Raw genomic sequence first — 17,293 nt, 5'->3', positions numbered from 1 at the left:
GCAACCTCACTCCAGCTCGATCAACACCGTTCCCTTTTCTACCGCGGTCCCCTGCGTCACGCGAATTGATTTCACGGTCGCGGCCGCGGACGCACGCAGCTCGTTTTCCATCTTCATCGCTTCCATCACGAGCACTCCCTGCCCCGCCGTCACGCTGTCGCCGACGGCAACGTTGACTCGCACGACAAGCCCCGGCATTGGCGCGACCACAGGCGCCGGTCCTGCCGGTGGCGCCGAGCGCGCGGCAAGCTCCTGAATCGCGCGTGCCCGCTCGCCCAACGCCTCGACGTGATAACGATGGCCGTTCACGTCGAGGACATAGCGTCCCTTGCCTTCGCGCGCATGCACGATGACTCGAACGACGCGATCACCGATGCGCAACGTTCTGGCCGGAGTGCCGTTCCCGACGTCGAGTGTCGCAGCGTTCGCCGCGCCTTCGATTGTTGCAGTGTTCTTGTCGGTGAGTACGGAATGGCGCGCGCCATTTACATCTACGAGAAACTTCATCGTGCGGGAAGGTTGGTCGAATGTGCCGGCGTCAACACGCAGACCGTCTCCACGTGGGACGTCTGTGGGAACATATCGAATGCTCTAATTGATTGAATCGAATAGCCGGACAGGCGCGCAACGTCTCGTGCGAGCGTGGCCGGGTCGCAGCTGATGTAGATCACGGCGCGGACCCCCGGCATCTCGGCGACTGCTTCGGTGACATCGGCATGGAGACCGCTTCGCGGAGGATTTACCACGACGACGTCGGCCGGTGCCAGACGCGGTAGAACTTCCTCGACGCGACCAACGATTGAGCGCGATGGCGGCGCGAGCCGCTGCTCGGCCCACAGCGCTGCATCACGATCGAGCTCGATCGCAACTACTGAAATTCCAGTAGTTGCAAGATTCACGGCGAGATCACCTGATCCCGAGTACGCGTCGATCACGCTCGCCGGGTTGAAAGACCTCACGACGCCGAGTACGTATTCGCGCAACACTGCAGCAACGACGGGGTTTACCTGCGCGAACGATGCCGCCGGTGTCGCGCGAACGCGGCGGTTCCCGAGCAGCTTTCGCGGAGCGTCGTCCGGCTCCCAGTACAAGGCCGCGAGTGTCGGCACTGCCGCGAAGAAGCGTGCATGATCGCTCCATCGCGTGGCGCCAATCAGCACGAACGTCGGACCATCGTCGGTCCAGCGCACGCTCCCGCGCAACGATGTTGCGTCCGGGAAGAACTCCGAGGCCTCCAGCAACTCACGCCACGCAGCGACGACGCGGCGGTCTGTTATCGGACAATCCGACAACGCGAACACACGACCGGGATCGTCATACGGGTGCAGTCCGGCGATCCATCCACCGGAACGACGACGCAGGGCAAGCGTCAGCTTGGCCCGATAGCGCCACTTCTCGGTGCTCCGCACAACCTCCGGCGGCGTGATGTCGCGCTTGCCGATCCGGCGCATTGCATCGGCAATGATGCGCTGCTTGGCGTCGAGTTGCGCAGAGTACTGGATGTGCTGAATCTGGCAGCCGCCGCAGCGATCACGGGTGTAATGCGGACACGGCGGCTCAATCCGCACCGCTGAGGGCCGCAGGATCGTGCGCAGCGACCCGCGCGCGAAGTGACCCTTTCCGGACACGCTTGCGGTTACCACATCACCTGGAGCGGTGCGCGGGACGAACACGACAAGCCCCTCGTTACGGGCTACACCATCACCGCCGGCGGCGATCGTATCGATCGTGAGGCTTACGGTGCGTGACACTAACCGATCGATTCCTGACGCGCGGCGCGTTGCCACCCGGACACGGCGCTCTCCCGCTGCGACGGCACGGCTGCGCGCACACCCGACTCGGATTCCGCGAGCAGCGCAGCAGCCAACGCAGCTAGCATTGCACCATCTTCGGTGCCTGCGTCGGTGGTGAGCGAGGCTAGCCGACGCTCGAGCCACTGGATCTCGATCGCACCAGCACGAAACTCCGAATCTTCCATCACACGCAGATGGAATTCACGCGATGTTTCCACGCCGCCGATTACAAGCTCGGACAGAGCGCGGTGCATTCGCTCGACCGCAAGCTCGCGGGTCGGCGCGTGAACTATCAACTTCGCGAGCATCGGGTCGTAATGCAGGGACACATCGCTGCCAATCTCGATGCCGCCATCCCAGCGCACACCGGGTCCCGAGGGAAGATGCAGATACGAGACGCGCCCCGTCGATGGCAGGAAGTCGTTGGCGGGATCCTCGCTCGTTATCCGGCATTCCATCGCCCAGCCCTTTGGCGAGATGTCGTCCTGCGCGAAGCCGAGCGGCTCACCTGATGCGACTCGCAACTGCCAGTGAACGAGATCGATTCCCGTCACCAACTCCGTGACGGGATGCTCGACCTGGAGCCGGGTGTTCATCTCCAGGAAGTAGTAGCTCCCGTCGCGTGCGAGCAGAAACTCGCAGGTGCCTGCATTCACGTAACCCGCCGCGCGCGCAGCACGCACCGCTGTCGCGCCCATCTCGGCGCGGAGCTCCGGACTCACCGCAACGCTCGGCGCCTCCTCGATCATCTTCTGATGGCGGCGCTGCACCGAGCACTCGCGCTCGCCCAGGTGAACCATGTTCCCGTGCATGTCGCCGATGATCTGGATCTCGACGTGGCGTGGACCTTCGATGTATTTCTCGAGATAGATCGCGTCATCGCCGAATGCGTTCTTCGCCTCGCGCCGTGCAGCGTCGAAGGACGCCGCAATTTCAGACGGCTCGCGAACCACACGCATTCCCTTGCCGCCCCCGCCCGCGGCGGCCTTCAGCAGCACTGGATAGCCGAACTTCGATGCTATTTCAGCAGCGTGCTCAGCATCGGCAATCGATTCGGTGGTGCCTGGCACCACGGGAACGCCGTGCGCGACGGCAAGCGTACGCGCCGCGGTCTTGCTGCCCATCGCAGCGATTGCCTCGGCCGGCGGTCCAATGAAAACGAGGCCCGCATCGCGCACTGCACGCGCGAACCACTCGCGCTCGGACAGAAACCCGTAGCCGGGATGGATCGCCTCCGCGCCGTCGCTGAGCGCAGCCTCGATGATGCGATCGCCGAGCAGATAGCTCTGTGATGACGGCGCGGGGCCGATGTTGACGGCGGCATCGGCCGCACGCACGTGCGGTGCACCCGCATCGGCGTCGCTGTACACTGCGATCGAGCGCACGCCAAGCTCACGACAGCCGCGGATCACGCGCAGCGCGATCTCGCCGCGATTTGCTATGAGAACGGACTTGAACATCAGAGCGGTATGTTTCCGTGCTTCTTTGGCGGATTCTTGTCCCGCTTGCCGCGCAGACTTTCAAGCGCGTCGATGAGTGCGGGCCTCGTATCTCGCGGGTCGATGATGTCGTCGATGTAGCCGCGGCCGGCCGCAACGTACGGATGCGCGAACTTTTCCACGTACTCGGCGATCTTCTTGTCCGTCGCGGCGACGGGATCGGAACTTCCGACGATGTCCTTCCTGAACAGAATCTCCACAGCGCCCTTCGGCCCCATGACGGCAATCTCCGCCGTGGGCCACGCAACATTGAAGTCGCCGCGGATGTGCTTGGAGCTCATCACGTCGTACGCGCCGCCATAGGCCTTGCGCGTGATGACGGTCAGCTTGGGCACCGTCGCCTCGCAATACGCGAACAGCAACTTCGCACCGTGCTTGATGATCCCGCCGTGCTCCTGCCCCACGCCCGGTAGAAAACCCGGCACGTCGACGAATGTCACGACAGGGATGTTGAACGCATCGCAGAATCGAATAAACCGTGCAGCCTTTACCGACGCGTTGATGTCGAGCACACCGGCCAGCATCGCCGGCTGATTCGCAACGATCCCGACGCTGAATCCACCAAGGTGGGCGAATCCGCAGATGATGTTCTCCGCGAATTCGCTCTGCACCTCGTAGAATTCGCCGTCATCGATGACGCGGTTCAGCACTTCGTGCATGTCGTACGGCTTGTTGGCGTTGTCCGGCACGATGTCGAGCAACGCTTCGTCACGCCGGTCGCGCGGATCGGTGCCCGCACCACGCGGCGGCTCGTCGATGTTGTTCGATGGAATGAACCGCATGAGGTCGCGAATGGCGGCGATGCACTCCGGCTCGCTGTCGTACGTGAAGTGCGACACGCCCGACTTCATCATGTGCGTGTCCGCACCGCCAAGCTCGTCCATAGTGACGTCTTCGTGCGTCACGGTCTTCACCACGTTGGGGCCGGTTACGAACATGTACGAGGTGTGCCGAACCATGTACGTGAAGTCGGTTATCGCGGGCGAGTAAACCGCGCCACCGGCACACGGCCCGAGAATCGCCGAGATCTGCGGAATCACGCCGGACGCCAGCGTATTGCGCAGAAATATTTCCGCGTAGCCGCCGAGCGAAACCACGCCTTCCTGAATGCGCGCGCCGCCCGAATCGTTGAGCCCGATCACCGGTGCGCCGTTCCGCATCGCGAGATCCATCACCTTGACGATCTTCTCGGCGAACGATTCCGATAGCGATCCGCCAAATACCGTGAAGTCCTGCGAGAACACGTACACCTGCCGGCCGTCGATGCGGCCCCATCCGGTGATGACTCCGTCGCCGTAGTACTTCTGCTCTTCCAGGCCGAAGTCGGTGCTGCGATGAACGACGAACCGGTCGAGCTCAGTGAACGACCCCTCGTCGAGCAGCAGATCGATCCGTTCGCGTGCGGAGAGTTTTCCCTTCTTGTGCTGGGCCTCTATACGAGCAACGCCGCCACCGAGTTCAGACTCGGCGCGGCGTTGCTCCAGAAGCGCGAGCTTATCGCGCATCGTCATTAATTACTCTTCGTCGTACGTTGCCGGAAGAACTGCCGGAATCTCGGCAGCGTAATCCGATACGCTGTACTCCTCGGTCTCCATCGGAATCACCTTGCTCGGCTCGGCCGGACGCGGTGGCTGCTCCTCTGGAATTGCAGTGACCGCGAGAACTATGCGCCGGTGGATTGGATCCACTTCCAACACACGCAGGTCCAGATTCATCGCTTCGTACACGATGTCAGCCGGACTGTTGACCGGATTGCCGAAGTTGAGCTGGCTGTTGGGAACGAATCCTTCGATGTCGTTGCCGATGTCCACGACCACGCCCTTGTCCATCAGGCGAACGACGTGTCCACGCAGCTCGGTGCCGACGGGGTACGTCTCACCGATGCGGAGCCACGGATCCTCGACTGCCTGCTTGAGGCCGAGCGAGATGCGCTTGTTCTCCGGATCGATGTTGAGCACCACCACGTCCACCGTATCACCCTTCTTGATCACTTCCGACGGATGCTGCACGCGACGGGTCCAGCTCATGTCTGAGACGTGAATGAGACCGTCGATGCCCGGCTCGATCTCGACGAATGCACCGAAGCTCGTGAGGTTGCGAACCTTGCCCGTGAGACGCATGCCGATCGGATAACGCTGCGGCAGCGTCATCCATGGATCTTCTTCCGTCTGCTTCATGCCGAGCGAGATCTTCTCTTCCGACGGATCGACCTTGAGCACTACTGCCTCGATGGTCTCGCCGATCGAAACGATCTTGCTTGGATGACGAACATTGCGCGTCCAGCTCATCTCGCTGATGTGAACGAGGCCTTCGATGCCCGGCTCCAGCTCGATGAACGCGCCGTAGTTGGTGATCGATACGACCTTGCCCGACACGCGCGTGCCGACCGGGTACTTGTCGGCGACGTCCTGCCACGGATAGCTCTGGAGCTGCTTGAGGCCGAGCGAGATGCGCTCGCGCTCCCAATCGATGTCGAGAACCTTGACCTCGAGCTCCTGCCCGATGTGCACCATCTCGGACGGATGCGTGACGCGCCCGTACGACATGTCGGTGATGTGAAGCAGTCCGTCCACACCGCCGAGGTCGATGAATGCACCGAAGTCGGTGATGTTCTTGACGATGCCCTTCCGGATCTGATCCTTCTGAAGCTCCTTCATCAAGCGCTCGCGCTTGCCTGCGCGCTCCTGCTCGAGAATCACGCGGCGCGAAACGACGATGTTGCGGCGGCGCTTGTTGAGCTTGATGATCTTGAAGTCGAAAGTCTGCCCGAGCAGCTCGTCCACGTTCGGAACGCGGCGAAGCGCGATCTGCGAGCCTGGCAGGAAGGCGTCCACACCCATGAGATCGACGACGACACCGCCCTTGATCTTCTTGGTGAGAATTCCCGCCACCGGCTGATCGCTCTCGTACGCGACGCGGATGCGCTCCCAGACGCGCATGAAGTCGGCCTTCTTCTTGGAAAGGACGACCGAACCTTCCATGTCCTCGAGGTGCTCGAGGAGGACTTCAACGGAATCGCCCGCCTTGAGCTCGGGCATGTCCTTGAACTCTTCGAGAGGGATCGTTCCCTCCGACTTGAAGCCGATGTCCAGGATCACCATGTTGTCCCGGATATCGAGGACCTTGGCGTTTACGATCTCGCCTTCCTCGATGGACGCCATGGTTCCGTTGTACATCGCCATCATCGCCTCGAGCTCGTCGCTCGAGTAGTCGTCTTCGTCGTACAGTTCTGGACGGAGGTTGGCAAGCGGCCGCAGCTGTGCACGTTGCATGTCGCGCTTTTCCCGCGCTGTAAGAGCGTGCTCGGTCGTGCCGGTTAGGGTTTCTGTTTCGGGCATTTGCTAGGTAAAAGGGTGGTCCTGCGGTTCTACGGGAACCTGGAAATATATTTCAGAAACTACTGTTTTGCAACTATAACCGCGATCTGGCGACCGGCGTCGCCTGCCCGGTGCGAGAAGAACGATTCGTTGTCGCATCTGGTGCAGGACGGCGACACCGAAACGCGCCCAATCCCGGCCTCGGTCGCCTGCTCCGCTATCAGCGATCTGATGTCCACGTTGCCGGGCCGGTTGGAGGCCTCACCGGTCAGCCGAGCCCTGACATCCGCGGATACCTCGTAGCAACGACCGCAAATTGCCGGCCCGATGTGGACACGCAGCTCGTCCGGCGCAAGTCCAGCGCGGCCCAGTACCCGGATCGCCTGATGGATGATCCGCGCCTCAGTGCCGCGCCATCCGGAATGGACTATCGCGACCGCGCCAGAGGGGTGGGCGAGGAAGACCGGCGCACAGTCGGCGATCGTAACCGCCAGTGCGAGGCCACGCTCCTGGGTCGCGTGGCCATCGGCGGGACGCGTCCTCAGAAATCCATCCCACGGATTGGCGTGTGCCAGAACCGTGTCGCCGTGGACCTGGGGGGCCACGCAGATTCCGCGTGCTCCGATCTCCACCAGCAACCCCGTCCAGCGACCCATTACCTCTCCGACGGGATCCGTTCCCGACAACCCGAAAGTGCCAGCTGCGCGGGTCGTCGTGAATGCGAGGATGCCGAACTCCGCAAACTCAGCTACTTCCTCGATCGTTCCAGTTTGCACAGCCTGGTCTACTGCCGTCGGTCGCCGACGCGCGTGACGCGTGCGCCGAGTGCGTTGAGGCGCTCATCGATCCGCTCGTAACCGCGCTCTATCTGCGTGACGTTGTTGATGGTGCTCTTTCCTCGGGCACACAAAGCGGCCAGGAGCATTGCCATGCCGGCTCGGATATCCGGCGACTCCATGGTCGATCCACGCAGAGCGCTCGGTCCGCTCACTATGCAACGATGCGGATCGCACAGCACGATATTGGCGCCCATCCCGATCAGTCTGTCCACGAAGAAGAGACGTGACTCGAACATCTTCTCGTGGATCAGTATCACACCGTCGCATTGCGTCGCTGCGACGATCGCGATCGACATCGTGTCTGCCGGAAACGCGGGCCACGGCTGATCTTCGAGCTTGGGGATGTGTCCGCCGAAGTCCTTGTGTATCACAAGCTCCTGATCCGCTGGAACGATCAGGTCGCGGCCTTCGATGCGGCAGCGAATCCCGAGCCGCTCGAATCCCATGAGCGTAGAGCGCAGATGCGCGACACCGGCATCGACGACCCGAATCTCGGAATGCGTGACGGCTGCAAGTCCGATGAACGAGCCTACCTCGATATGATCCGGACCGATCTCATGCGTAATCGCGGTCTCGCCGAGCGTTCGGTCGCCGTACACGGTGATCGTGTTCGTGCCGATTCCATCGATACGCGAGCCGAGTGCGACGAGGAAGTGTGCGAGATCCTGAACGTGCGGCTCGCTGGCGGCGTTCCGGAGGACAGTGATTCCTTCCGCGGCGGCTGCGAGAATCAGCGCGTTCTCCGTGCCCGTCACACTCGGCTCATCCAGAAAGACGTCCGCACCGGTGATGCGGTCGACAGTCATGTGATAGCCGTCATCGTCCCTCACCGTGACGCCGAGCTGTGACATGGCGAGGAAGTGTGTGTCGAGACGGCGGCGGCCGATCACATCACCGCCCGGTGCCGGCAGCGTCGCCGTGCCGCAGCGCGCCAGCAGCGGTGCCGCGAGCAGGATCGAGGCACGTATGCGGACGCATAGCGCAGGGTCGAGCCCTTCCGGGCGCAGATCCGGTGCCGAGATATCGAGCGTGTTTCGCTCGGTCCACTCAGCCGACGCGCCGACCGATCGCAGCAGCTCGACCAGCGTTTCGAGATCCCGGATTCGGGGTACGTTCGTGAGGCGGACCGGCTTGCTCGAGAGGAGCGCGGCGGCCACGATCGGAAGTGCGGCGTTCTTGTTGCCGGAGGGGCGGATGCTACCGGAAAGCCGGTGCCCGCCCTCTACGATGTATTGGACAGCGGTCATGGTATTGGCGACAATATAGGGCCGGGACGTCCAGATTGGCCGTCCGCGTGGCAATTTACAGGGTAACCAGAACTGGCCCTTCCCTTGCACCATCGGTGCCTATGTACGACATGACGCACGTAACCGCGCTGCTGATTCAGGTCGCGCACGTTCTTCCTGACACGCTCGTGACCAAGCAGGTGCCGGCAGTGACCAGCACCTTCGAGAAGATCACCTCGGTCGCGAGCGGTCTCACCACGATCGCCTTGCTGGTGCTCGCGGTGGGGCTGGTTCCGGCAGCGTGGAACTTCAGGAAGACGTACAAGAAGGTGAACGATCTGCTGGATCGCGTTTACGGTGATGTGGCGCCCCTCGTGAGGAGCGCGAGTATCGTGACCGAGGATGCGCGGGAGATCGTCGCGATCGTGAAGGGAGACGTGCGTCAGGTCCAGCAGACGGTAGCCGCCGCGAATGCGCGGCTGCTCAAGGCGGTGAAGGAAGCCGAGGCGAGGCTCGACGAGTTCAACGCGCTGATCGAAGTCGTACAGGACGAGGCCGAATCCGCATTCGTGACTACCGCATCGACGGTACACGGTGTCCGGACCGGACTGGCGCAGGTTTTCGACAACACGGAGGAATTCGAGGATGGCGATGACAGACACGGAAGCTCGGCCGGCGACACCGGCACGGACGCCCCGCCCCGGCCGCGGACCACGTCGCGGAGGCGCGGAGGTCTCGCATGAGGAAGATCTCGATCTCCTTACTGCTGCACTGATCGGACTCACAGTCGGGGTCGGTGTTACCCTGTTGTTCCGCGCGGGCAGGCCGGGCCGAGGCTCGATTCGACGAGGGATGGGTCTGGCCGGGCGCGGAGCAGAGCTCGCCTCGCTTGCCGGAGTCGCGGGTGCTGGCATGGCGCGCAAGGCCGCGCGCGGCGCACGACGCGGTTACGACCGCGGGATGGAAATGGCTGAGGACATATCGCTGGACGGTGTCGGCGAACAATTGCGTGATTATTTCGACGCGGCAAAGGCTGCAGTCGAGGACACTGTCTCGGGGGAATTGCAGGATCTCCGCAAATCGATTCGCCGCCGGCGCCGGCGGCTGGGCATTTAGTATTTCGGGAGCAGCGGCACTGGCCGTGCTGCTGCTCCTTCTCACACCCAGAACCGCGCACGCCTGGACTCCAGGCACGCACGTGTTTCTGGGTGACGCCGTGCTGCGCTCGCTCTCCATGCTGCCGGGCACGATAGCGGAGTTGCTCGAGGCATTTCCGTACGACTTCCTGTATGGATCGATCGCCGCGGACACCAGCATCGCCAAGAAGTACGCCGAAGCAGGTCGGCACTGTCACTCTTGGAAGGTCGGTTATGAAATCCACGATCTCGCCAGCGACGGCCGAATGCGCGCGTTTGCACTGGGATACCTTGCGCATCTCGCGGCCGACTCGGTGGCGCACAATTACTTCGTGCCGAAGCAGCTCACGGTAACGTCAACGACTTCTTCCATCGGCCACAGTTACTGGGAAAGCCGATTCGAGACCCACCTCGGCGGTGATTCACCGCATCGCGCGCGTGAGCTCATCCTGCTGGATCACTCGCGCGCAGATTTCCATCTCGACCGGATTCTCAGTCCAACGATATTCAGCACGCATACCAACCGCAGAATCTTCCGCGGGATGGTATACGTCACGGATACGGATTCGTGGCAACGAGCATTTCAGTTGATATCCGAGAAGAGCCGATGGGATCTCGCGAACGATGAAGTCGGCGCGTACATGACGCGCTCGTACGACTTCATTCTCGATCTGTTCAACAGAATGAGCGAGTCCGCTCCGTACGCACTCGATCCGTCAGGCGACGTCGCCCTCAGAGAGGCGAAGCAGGTGCGCCGCGCCGCGCTACGGCGTGGCGGCGGCGAGCTCATGATCCGTGATGAAGCTGACCGCAAGTTTGGACTGCCGGAGAGCGATCTGGCCTATCACGAGAAACTCGGCGCACCCATCTATCCGACCGAGTGACCGAGGGTCGAGGGCGCGCCTACCCCGTGACCTTGCTCAACAACGCGTTGACTTTCTTTGGATCTGCGCGTCCCTTCGACTTCTTCATGACGGCGCCGACCAGCACACCGGTCAATTTCTTCTCTCCGGCGCGGAATCGCGACGTCTCGGCAGGCAATTCGGCGAACACCTCCTCGATCCACTGCTCGATCTGGGAATCGTCACCAACCTGAGTCACGGCCATCTCCGCGGCGACAACAGGGGCTGACTTTCCGCTGCTGCGCATGGTCGCGAATACGCCCTTCGCGGCCGTGTGGCTCAGCTTGCCATCGCGTACCATGTCCAGCAATTCAGCGAGCTGCGGCGCGCGCACGGGAAAATCACGGATGCCGCTTCCTGTTTCATTGAGTGCCGCGGCAAGCTCGCCCATCATCCATTTTGCAGCGGCCTTCGCGTCGCCGTGTGCGCGTGCCACACCCTCGAAGTAGGCAGCAAGAGAAGACTCCGCGGTCACTGCGTCCAGCTCCGCTTCGTTGAGACCAAACTCGGTGCTGAACCGCTGCCGCAGCTGTTGCGCCATCTCCGGAAGCGTGTGACGAAGCCGTGCGACGTAGTCGGGGTCCAGAATCAACGGCGGCAGATCGGGATCGGGAAAGTAGCGGTAGTCGTGACTCTCTTCCTTCGATCTTGCCGGACGAACCGTGCCGCGCGATGCATCCCAGATCATGGTCTCCTGACGCACGACCTCGCCGCGGTCCAGCATCGCGCACTGGCGTTCGAATTCGCTCTGAAGCGATCGCTCGACAGCGGAAAACGAATTCACATTCTTGACCTCGGTCTTCGTCCCGAGCTCGGTCGCGCCATGCAGACGCGCGCTCACGTTCGCATCGACGCGAAGACTCCCCTCTTCCATGCTCACGTCGCTCACGCCGGCGTATTCGAGGATCTGCTTGAGCGTGCGCAGGTAGGCGCCCGCTTCCGCTGCTGAGCGGATGTCGGGCTCACTCACGATCTCGATCAGCGGAACTCCAGCCCGGTTCAGGTCTATCGCAGTCTTGCGCGGATAGCGATCGTGCACGGACTTGCCGGCATCCTCTTCCATGTGGAGGCGCGTGATCGCGATGTCGTGCGTTGCCGTTTCCCCCGGGGTTTTGACACGCAGCGTTCCGCGCACCGCAATCGGCTCATCGTATTGGGATATCTGATAGCCTTTCGGCAGATCGGGATAGAAATAGTTCTTACGTGCGAAGACAGACTTCAGGTTGATCGTGAAGTCGAGCGCGATTGCAGCGCGCAAGGCGAGCCGTACCGCCTCGGCATTGATCACGGGCAGCGCTCCCGGCAGCGCAAGACAGACCGGACAGGTGTTGACGTTCGGCGGCGCTCCGAAATCCGCGGAACAGCCGCAGAACATCTTGGATCGCGTCTTGAGCTGCACGTGGACCTCGAGTCCGACGACCATCTCGTACTTTTCGCTCCAATCCGTCATGCGTGCGCCTCCCCGCCGAGTGCTGCTTCGAGGGCCGCCGCGACGTGGAACATGCGGGGCTCGTCGAAGTGACGAGTCATGATCTGACCGCCGATGGGAAGTCCGCCAACCCTGCCGATCGGCAGCGAGATGGCGGGTATCCCGGCGAGATTTGCTGTGACGGTGAAGATGTCACTCATGTACATCTCGTACGGGTCGGTCACGGCTCCGATCTTGAATGCGGGCGTCGGCGTCGTCGGCGTGAAGAGCGCGTCGACACCCGACCCGAATACCGCGTCGAAATCACGCGTGATCAGTGCGCGAACGCTCTGCGCTTTCTTGTAGTACGCATCGTAGTATCCGTGCGACAGCACGTAGGTGCCGATGAGAATGCGACGCTTGACTTCAGTGCCGAATCCACGGCTGCGGGTCGACTGATACATCTCACGCAGATCCGTGACATCGGCTGCACGCGGGCCGTAACGCACACCATCGAAACGCGCGAGGTTGGACGATGCCTCCGCCGGCGCGATTATGTAGTAAACAGGAATCGCGAGCTCCGTATGCGGTAGCGACACGTCGACGATCTTCGCGCCGAGCCCACGGAGTACCTCGATCGCGACATCGCAACGCGCACGAACATCGGCGTCTAGCGACGGCGGGAAATATTCCGTCGGGATTCCGATGGTGACGCCGTCGAGCGTGCGTCCACGATAGGCCTCTACGGGTTCCGGCATCGTCGGGACTGGTACGTCGGCGCTCGTCGAGTCATTGAGATCGGCGCCGGACATGGCATAGGTCGCTATCGCGGCGTTGCGCACCGATCGAGCGAATACACCAATCTGGTCGAGCGACGAACCGAACGCCACGAGACCGAAACGACTGATACGACCATACGTCGGCTTCACACCGACGACGCCGCAGAACGCAGCTGGTTGTCTCACGCTGCCGCCGGTCTCGGAGCCAAGTGCGATCTCGGTGATTCCCGCGGCGACAGCTGCTGCCGAACCGCCGGATGAGCCACCCGGACTCCGAGCGGGATCGACTGGGTTGTGCGTTGGTCCGTAGGCGCTGGTTTCCGTCGAAGACCCCATGGCGAATTCGTCCATGTTGGTCTTCGCCACGACGACGGCGCCCTGCGCGCGAAGCCTGGTGATTGCAGTTGCCTCATATGGACTCACGTATCCAGACAGGATCCGCGATCCGCAGGTGGTCGGCATGTCGAGCGTAGCGATGTTGTCCTTGACAGCTATCGCCATCCCCGGCAACGACATCGCATCCCCGCGCCCGTACGCGAGCGCGACACGTTCCGCATTCGCGAGTGACGACTCCTGGTTGGTCGCCACCACGATGTTGAGTCCATCCCGACCGAATCGCGGGTCTGCTGCGCGCACCGCCGCGTCGTTGGTCATGTCGATGATGTTTCGCACTACATGTCCTCGTGCGTCGAAAGACGTGGAACGAGAATGAAACCATCCTCCGAATCGGGCGCCAGCATCGGCGCGGTGGCGTTCATCGGGAACGGCGCCACCGCATCGCCCCGTAGAGGAGCACCGGCACTCTTCACGTCGCGGGCCAGCGCGATAGCGGATGTGATTGCGTCCGCTCCGGCCTCCGTGAGGCTTGTCGTGTCTACTCGCGTGAGCACATCCATGTGCGCGAGAATGCTGTTGAGCTGCGCTGTCATGGCCGGAACTTCCTCATCGGCCAGCGACAGTCGCGCGAGGTCGGCGATCTTGCGGATGTCGGTTTCGGTTACCGCCATTGTCTTACTCTCTCTCGAGCTTGGTGTACGCCAGCTTGATGGTCTTCAGTCCAACGCCCTCATCGTCAAACGTGATCGTCGCCTTTACGTCGCGGCCATTGCCGCCAATCTCGGCGATCGTTCCGGTGCCGAAGATCGCGTGACGAACGCGCTCGCCCCGCATGTACGCAGGCTCGTCCTGCGACTCGGCTTCCCAATCGCGTTTCGCCTGGCGCCACTGCGGTACCTCGTGGGTCTTGCGCCGCACGGAATCCGCCCAGGAGTGCCGACCGCTGGTCTTCGCGCGTATCGTGCCGCGCTCCTCCAGCATTCCATTCGGAATATCGCGGAGAAAGCGGGACGGAATCGCGCCGACGATCTCGCCGTTGCGGCGCCGGCTCTCGGAGTGCGTGAGATACAGCTTCTCTTCCGCGCGCGTTATGCCGACGTAGAAGAGGCGTCGCTCCTCTTCCATTTTCGCCGGATCATCGAAGGCCTGCGAGGTTGGAAACAGGCCGTCTTCCATTCCGGTGATGAACACGACAGGATATTCCAGACCCTTGGCGTTGTGCATCGTCATCAACGTCACCGCCTCGGCGGATGGATCCAACTGGTCCGTGCCAGCGACGAGCATCGCCCGCTGGAGGAAATGATCGAGTGGCGTGAGTCCGACTTCGCCGCCTTCGTCGATCACCGTCTCTGCCGCGCCATCGATGAGTGCAGTCACGTTCTCGATACGGTCGCGCGCCTGTTCCGGGCTGTCCGCACGCAGGTAATCGCCAAAGCGCAGAGCCTCGACGAGGTCGCGCAGCAGCTCATCCACACTCGTCTCGCGCGCCATCTCACGAAAGCGGCCGATCAGCTCCGCGAAAGCAGCAAGCCCTGAACGCGCAGCGGGGCGTAATGCCGTCAACAGGTCAGGATCAGACGCAGCCTGGAGCATCGATACACCCACTCCCTGCGCGATGCCGGCCAGCGTTTCTATTGTGGTGTCACCAAGGCCGCGCTTTGGAACTGTGACCGCGCGCCGGAATGCTTCGTTATCGGACGGGTTGGCAATGAGCTTGAGATACGCCATCAGGTCGCGAATCTCGCGCCGATCGTAGAACCGGACCGCACCTACGAGTCGGTACGGCAGCGCATGGTTACGCAGCGCATCTTCCAGAGTACGGCTCTGCGCATTGGTACGGTACAGAATGGCGAAATCGCGTGCTGTGCGATTCTCGGACGACATGCGCGAGATGACTTCTTCTACTACCCAGTCTGCTTCGTCGCGATCGTCGAGTGTAGCCGTGACGGTCGCGCGCTCCCCCGCCGGCCGCGTCGCCCGCAAGGTCTTGCCCTTCCGCCCAACGTTGGCGCTGATGGCGGCGTTGGCGACTTCGAGAATATTGGGCGTCGAGCGATAATTCTCCTCCAGGCGCACTACACGCGCGTCGGGAAACTCGCGCTCGAAGTCGAGGATGTTTCTGATGTCCGCACCGCGCCATCCGTAAATCGACTGATCGTCGTCGCCGACCACGACGACATTGGAGTGCTCTCCACCCAGCAGCTTGATGAACTGATACTGGGCACGGTTGGTGTCCTGATACTCATCGACCAGAATGAACTGGAACCGTTCGCTGAGACGACGCCGGAGCGATTCGTCGCGTGACAGCAGTTCCACGGGCAGTGTCAGCAGATCATCGAATGTCACCGCATTTGCGTTCCGAAGTGCCGTTTCGAGATTGCGGTACACGACCGACGCATTGCGCGACACGGGATCCATTGCCAGCGACGCGTACTCCTCCGGAGTGACAAGCGCGTTCTTTGCATCCGAAATCAGCGACGCTATGACTTTCGCCGACCACGCCTTTGTCGAGATTCCGGCGCCTTCCATCACGCGCTTGATGACGGCGATATTGTCATCCTCGTCGTAGATCGTGAAGTTCGGCGCTCGTCCGACTGCCGCCGCGTGGGATCTCAGGAGACGCGCGCCGATGGCGTGGAACGTTCCGCACCACATGCCCTTTGGCTCGTAACCGAGCAGGCGGGCAATTCGGTCGCGCATCTCGCCGGCGGCCTTGTTCGTGAACGTCACGGCGAGGATCCGTGACGGATCAACGCCATGATGCTCGACCAGCCGCGCGATGCGCGTGGTGAGCACGCGCGTCTTTCCGGAGCCAGCTCCGGCGAGGACGAGCATCGGTCCTTCAAAATGCAGCACCGCCTCTCGCTGGGCCGCGTTCAGTCCGGCGAGCGGCTCTGTATCAACTTGTCGATTCATGATCCAGAATTATGTCAAACGTCGCGCCACGCGTGCCGGATTGCAGCAGCAGCCGCCCGTCATGTCCTTCGGTGACTATGCGCCTGGCGAGGGATAGCCCGATTCCCCATCCCTTCTCCTTGGTGGAAAATCCAGCATCGAAGATTCGCTTCCTCAACTCACGCGGAACGCCAGGTCCGTTGTCCTTCACTCTGACGCGGACCCGTCCTTCCGGCAGTTCCTGTACAGATAGTGTAACACGTCCGCCACGTCCGGCGAGTGCGTCGATCGCGTTCTTGGCCAGCGACTCGATCGCCCATTCGAGCAGGACCGGATCTCCATCCACTACAAGCGACCCGCCGCGGCGCACCGAGCGTATCGTAACAGCCTTTGCAAGCGTTGGCACGCGGGCACGAAAGTACGTCGCTACACGCTCCACGACGTCGCCCACGTCCACCTTTTCACGTCGCGGCGGACGACCGATCCGCTCGAAGCGGAACGCGACGCGTCGCAATCGCTCCAGGTCGCCATCCATGTGAGCGAGCGCGTGCGCCATCACCGGATCGCCCGAGTCATGATCGCGCAACAGCTCGATCCATCCGCTCATGCTCGAAAGCGGTGTGCCGAGCTGGTGCGCTGATTCTCGCGCCATTCCCGCCCAGATCTGCTCCCGATCGGCTCGACCACGCGTTCGCAATGCGTATATCCCCGCGGTCAGGAACATTGCTATCAGCAGCGCCTGCAACGCCGGAATGATACGAAGCCCTTCCACAAGTCGCGTGTTGCCGAAATACACTGTCCCAACCCCGGGCTCGACAACCGGCTTGTTTTCACGCGCAAGCTCGCGCGCGTACTGCGCGATCCGCGCGTTGCTGCCCAGAATGTCCTTCGGCAAGTTCGCGGATGCGGTGACGGAGCCACGAGCGTCCGTAACTATGATCGGCACGCCGGATTCCCGCATCAGAGCCGACAGGTCCTGCAGCGCGGTGGTAGCGTCAGTGTTGGGATCACTCAGCGCGTCGTACACGCGCGCGTACATCTTGCCCACGCGCGACGCCTCGGCGCGCAGGTCGGTCACCACACTTCGCATGTAGAACACGTACCACGTGAGCAGCGCAACCACGCCGAATACAACTGCCCACAGCGGCGTGGAGCGGCGCACG

General features: G+C 62.3%; 15 protein-coding genes. 3 read left to right on the top strand and 12 right to left on the bottom strand.

Annotation, left to right across the window (positions count from 1 at the left end; genetic code table 11):
- Window positions 1–6: 6 nt before the first annotated feature.
- Genes V4529_02345 through murA form a run of 7 tightly spaced genes read right to left on the bottom strand, consistent with a single transcriptional unit; the run spans window position 7 to window position 8,695 of the window.
- A complete protein-coding gene (locus V4529_02345) occupies window positions 7–507 on the bottom strand; it encodes a biotin/lipoyl-containing protein (GenBank protein ID MES2357162.1) in 501 nt (166 codons plus the stop codon).
- Window positions 504–1,751 (bottom strand): TRAM domain-containing protein, encoded by a 1,248-nt coding sequence (locus V4529_02340; protein ID MES2357161.1) that lies wholly within the window; start codon window positions 1,749–1,751, stop codon window positions 504–506. Before V4529_02340 ends, V4529_02345 begins: the two co-directional genes overlap by 4 nt.
- Window positions 1,751–3,253 (bottom strand): acetyl-CoA carboxylase biotin carboxylase subunit, encoded by a 1,503-nt coding sequence (locus tag V4529_02335; protein ID MES2357160.1) that lies wholly within the window; start codon window positions 3,251–3,253, stop codon window positions 1,751–1,753. Before V4529_02335 ends, V4529_02340 begins: the two co-directional genes overlap by 1 nt.
- The gene (locus V4529_02330) at window positions 3,253–4,797 is read right to left on the bottom strand and encodes an acyl-CoA carboxylase subunit beta (protein MES2357159.1); all 1,545 of its coding nucleotides are present in this window, start codon (window positions 4,795–4,797) and stop codon (window positions 3,253–3,255) included. Before V4529_02330 ends, V4529_02335 begins: the two co-directional genes overlap by 1 nt.
- 9 nt (window positions 4,798–4,806) lie before the next feature.
- Window positions 4,807–6,630: a 30S ribosomal protein S1 gene (locus V4529_02325; protein ID MES2357158.1), complete on the bottom strand. Its 1,824-nt coding sequence runs from the start codon at window positions 6,628–6,630 to the stop codon at window positions 4,807–4,809.
- Window positions 6,631–6,689: 59 nt separating this feature from the next.
- The gene (locus V4529_02320) at window positions 6,690–7,385 is read right to left on the bottom strand and encodes a polyphenol oxidase family protein (protein MES2357157.1); all 696 of its coding nucleotides are present in this window, start codon (window positions 7,383–7,385) and stop codon (window positions 6,690–6,692) included.
- Window positions 7,386–7,393: 8 nt separating this feature from the next.
- Window positions 7,394–8,695, bottom strand: a complete 1,302-nt coding sequence (murA, locus tag V4529_02315; GenBank protein MES2357156.1) for a UDP-N-acetylglucosamine 1-carboxyvinyltransferase — start codon at window positions 8,693–8,695, stop codon at window positions 7,394–7,396.
- Between the two features lie 110 nt (window positions 8,696–8,805).
- On the opposite strand from murA, the gene V4529_02310 reads away from it, so the two are divergent.
- From V4529_02310 to V4529_02300, 3 genes are read left to right on the top strand one after another with little or no spacing between them, the layout of a single operon-like run.
- Entirely contained in the window at window positions 8,806–9,417 is a 612-nt protein-coding gene (locus V4529_02310) for a DUF948 domain-containing protein (GenBank protein MES2357155.1), read from the top strand.
- The gene (locus V4529_02305; GenBank protein ID MES2357154.1) at window positions 9,320–9,790 is read left to right on the top strand and encodes a hypothetical protein; all 471 of its coding nucleotides are present in this window, start codon (window positions 9,320–9,322) and stop codon (window positions 9,788–9,790) included. The genes V4529_02310 and V4529_02305 overlap by 98 nt, the downstream gene beginning before the upstream one ends.
- A 25-nt stretch (window positions 9,791–9,815) precedes the next feature.
- Window positions 9,816–10,694 (top strand): zinc dependent phospholipase C family protein, encoded by an 879-nt coding sequence (locus V4529_02300; GenBank protein MES2357153.1) that lies wholly within the window; start codon window positions 9,816–9,818, stop codon window positions 10,692–10,694.
- 19 nt (window positions 10,695–10,713) lie between these two features.
- Here V4529_02300 and gatB read toward each other — a convergent pair whose 3' ends face one another.
- From gatB to V4529_02275, 5 genes are read right to left on the bottom strand one after another with little or no spacing between them, the layout of a single operon-like run.
- A complete protein-coding gene (gene gatB, locus V4529_02295) occupies window positions 10,714–12,162 on the bottom strand; it encodes an Asp-tRNA(Asn)/Glu-tRNA(Gln) amidotransferase subunit GatB (GenBank protein ID MES2357152.1) in 1,449 nt (482 codons plus the stop codon).
- Window positions 12,159–13,571 (bottom strand): Asp-tRNA(Asn)/Glu-tRNA(Gln) amidotransferase subunit GatA, encoded by a 1,413-nt coding sequence (gene gatA, locus V4529_02290; protein MES2357151.1) that lies wholly within the window; start codon window positions 13,569–13,571, stop codon window positions 12,159–12,161. Before gatA ends, gatB begins: the two co-directional genes overlap by 4 nt.
- Window positions 13,571–13,906, bottom strand: a complete 336-nt coding sequence (gene gatC, locus V4529_02285) for an Asp-tRNA(Asn)/Glu-tRNA(Gln) amidotransferase subunit GatC (GenBank protein MES2357150.1) — start codon at window positions 13,904–13,906, stop codon at window positions 13,571–13,573. Before gatC ends, gatA begins: the two co-directional genes overlap by 1 nt.
- A 4-nt stretch (window positions 13,907–13,910) precedes the next feature.
- Complete coding sequence (locus V4529_02280; GenBank protein ID MES2357149.1) at window positions 13,911–16,151, bottom strand: UvrD-helicase domain-containing protein; 2,241 nt, start codon at window positions 16,149–16,151, stop codon at window positions 13,911–13,913.
- Window positions 16,135–17,292: a HAMP domain-containing sensor histidine kinase gene (locus V4529_02275; GenBank protein ID MES2357148.1), complete on the bottom strand. Its 1,158-nt coding sequence runs from the start codon at window positions 17,290–17,292 to the stop codon at window positions 16,135–16,137. The genes V4529_02280 and V4529_02275 overlap by 17 nt, the downstream gene beginning before the upstream one ends.
- Window position 17,293: the final 1 nt, after the last annotated feature.

This window comes from Gemmatimonadota bacterium (assembly GCA_040388625.1).
Taxonomy (GTDB): Bacteria; Gemmatimonadota; Gemmatimonadetes; order Gemmatimonadales; family Gemmatimonadaceae; genus Fen-1247.
This window is presented reverse-complemented; position numbering and strand designations above follow the sequence as displayed.